The sequence below is a fragment of the Halochromatium roseum genome (genome assembly GCF_016653315.1).
In the GTDB taxonomy this organism is placed as follows: Bacteria; Pseudomonadota; Gammaproteobacteria; order Chromatiales; family Chromatiaceae; genus Lamprobacter; species Lamprobacter roseus.
The window spans coordinates 1-2,672 of record NZ_NHSH01000069.1; the positions used below are offsets into that span (position 1 = coordinate 1).

Sequence of the window (2,672 nt, forward strand, 5' to 3'; positions counted from 1 at the left end):
GCGGCACCTCAATGCGCGCAAGGCCGGTCTCAGGATCGGTCACGATCTGGGGCTTGGGCTTGCGCTGAATCGGCAGCGGGTCGAAGCCGCAGGCCTCCATGAGGCTGGGATTGCGGGCAAGCTCGCGCAGCAAGGATTCGATGCTCGCGTGCTGGAAGACGATGCCGGCGAGCCGCATCTTCCACATCGGGCGCACCGGATAGTCGTTGCGCCCCTGTTGGCGCATCACCTCGAGGTATTGCACCAGGCGCTCATCGGGGAGATGATCGATCGCCAGTTGGAGGCGATCGAGATCACTGCGCGCCTCGATCGCGTCCCAGGAAAACAGGTTCGTTTGTGTCATGGTCACCAAGAGGTCTCTCCTCTTCAGGGGTGTCGTCTCGACAACGACAATGATCCCTTGGTGGCCACCCTTTTTCACCCCTGCGTGGCGCTTGGGGTGATTTCTCCCCTTCTCGGCCGAGCGTCACGCGCAAGTCATTGATTGTTCCTTCGCCGCTGGGGTAAACGAAATCCGACCCGACTTGTAGGCTCATTCAATTCAGTGAGTTAGAGACTGCGCAAATGTCTCCTCATCAGCGGCGCCTCATCGGGGCTTTCAACGTGATCTGTTGGTTCCCTGTGTCTTTCGTGACGAGCTTTTCGAGGTCGCTCACCTCGCGGGAGGCGTGCGGGCGCCCAATCGATAGGAGCGGGGCGTCTGGCCTGCCCAGCGCTTGAACGCCCTCGTGAAGCCGCTTTGCTCGGCGAACCCCGTCAGGAAGGCGACTTCGGCAAGACTGTAGTCCGTTTCAGCGAGCAACCGTAGGGCAAGATCCTGTCGCGCCCTATCGACCACAGTCTGAAACGAATGCCCCTGCTCAGAGAGCCGCCGCTGCAGCGTGCGGGCACTCATCGCAAGCTCGGAGGCGATGGACGACAGCGTGGGCACCCCTTCACTGAGGACAGTCGCAACGACGCGCCGGACCCGAAACTCGAGGTGACGCTCTTGTGTCAGCGACGCCAGTTGCTGCTCGAGATGGCGATCAAAAAATCCAACGATCGTCTCGTCACCGAGTCGATTGGGCGCATCGAGACTCGCATCACTGACCAAGAGGGCATCGCGCCCGGATTCAAACTGAACCGGACAGCCGAAATGGGCTTCATACACCGAGAGATCGCCTCTCGGTGCATGCTTGAAATGGACCGCCAGCGGTGCGAAGGCCCCTGTGCTCACCTCTCGGCTGATCGTGACGACGGCCGACAGGCTCGCTTCGTTCGACAGCCGCATGCCGATCCGGCCATCACCGGCCTTTTCCAGGTTAAAAAACACACCGTCGGCGGTGCGCTCAAGCGAGTAAGTCTCCGCGGCGCCAAGCACATGGCCATAACGTTCTGATCGCGCGAAGGAACCACGCAGCGTCGGCGCCGATTTCCAGGCCAGACCAAAGGCGCCGTACTCATCGCTGCGCATGGCCGCACCAATCCGAAGCGGGAGCACGAGGCCATTGGGGTCCCGGTCGACCAGTGCGGCGAAGAAATCGTAGTACGCCGCCGACGACACCATGCGGGCCGGATCGATCGGCCCCTCCGGGTCAAGACCAAGCTGTTCGACAAGGTCCGCGGTGTCAACGCCGGGGCTCGCCTGGCCGACGACCTTATAGACATAAAGCGAGGTGAGCTGGCTCATTCGAACACCCGGACGAAGAGAGACAAGTGGTTCGTGTCTGACGCTTCGGAACAGACGGCTCAAAATCCGACTTGGCACGCTTGGCCAAAACCTTGGCAGCACCGGCCAAGAACGAAACCCGCTGGCGCACGATCATGGACTCGCACGTTAGCCAACCTCTGGGAGCAACCCCATGACCACGCAAACCAGCACCGCCAACAGCAATGACCTCGTCCTGGTCCTGGGCGCCACCGGCAAAACAGGTCGCCGGATCGTCCCTTCACTGAAGACCCTAGGCGTCCCCGTGCGGCTGGGCTCGCGATCGGCCTCACCCGCCTTTGACTGGAACAACGCCGCGAACTGGGATGAATGCCTCCAGGGCGTGACCAAGGTCTACATCAATTATGCACCCGATCTGGCGATGCCTGGCGCGACCGACGCGATCAGCGAACTGGTCCGCCGGGCACGAGCGGCTGATGTGAAGCACCTGGTGCTGCTCTCAGGTCGCGGCGAAGCGGAAGCTCTGGCCTGCGAGGCGATGATCCAGCGCAGTGGCCTCGACTGGACCATCGTGCGCGCAAGCTGGTTCAACCAGAACTTCTCGGAAGGGGCCTTTACCGACATGGTACAGGCGGGGCAGATCACCCTGCCCGATGTCTCAACGCCAGAGCCGTTTGTAGATGTCGATGACATCGCCGAGGTCGCGGTCGTTGCGTTGACCCAGCCCGGTCACGCCGGCGAGCTCTATGAGGTGACAGGGCCGCGGCTGCTGACCCTGGCCGAGGTCGCAGAAGCACTCTCGACGGCGACCGGGCGGACGATCCAGTACAGGCCGGTACCGCACGATGCGTTTGTACAGGGCGTCGCCGATTCGGGTGCACCCCAGGATGGGCTGTGGGTAGTGCTCTAGACGTGGTTTATCCGTAAAATCTGTAGAATAATATCGATATTTGCTTTTTATAAGGTTATTGTATGGCCGAGATCTCAGTGCTATGCCCGCAATGCGGTTCGGATCACGTCAAAA

Annotated in this window: 3 protein-coding genes; 1 reads left to right on the forward strand and 2 read right to left on the reverse strand. The window is 61.2% G+C overall.

Features of this window, described 5'->3' with window-relative positions; all coding sequences use genetic code 11:
• Positions 1 to 343 (reverse strand): transposase (locus CCR96_RS18710; RefSeq protein ID WP_242519210.1); only part of this gene is annotated, 343 nt, incomplete at its 3' end.
• 309 nt (positions 344 to 652) lie between these two features.
• A complete protein-coding gene (locus CCR96_RS18715; protein ID WP_201222171.1) occupies positions 653 to 1,669 on the reverse strand; it encodes an AraC family transcriptional regulator in 1,017 nt (338 codons plus the stop codon).
• A 172-nt stretch (positions 1,670 to 1,841) separates the two neighbouring features.
• Between CCR96_RS18715 and CCR96_RS18720 the strand changes: the two genes are divergently transcribed.
• Entirely contained in the window at positions 1,842 to 2,558 is a 717-nt protein-coding gene (locus CCR96_RS18720; RefSeq protein WP_201222173.1) for an SDR family oxidoreductase, read from the forward strand.
• Positions 2,559 to 2,672 lie beyond the last annotated feature (114 nt).

What these genes read in the sequence shown, in the direction of transcription:
- CCR96_RS18715 (WP_201222171.1), bottom strand. Translation starts at nt 1,669, where the DNA reads ATGAGCCAGCTCACCTCGCTTTATGTCTATAAGGTCGTCGGCCAGGCG.
- CCR96_RS18720 (WP_201222173.1), top strand. Translation starts at nt 1,842, where the DNA reads ATGACCACGCAAACCAGCACCGCCAACAGCAATGACCTCGTCCTGGTC.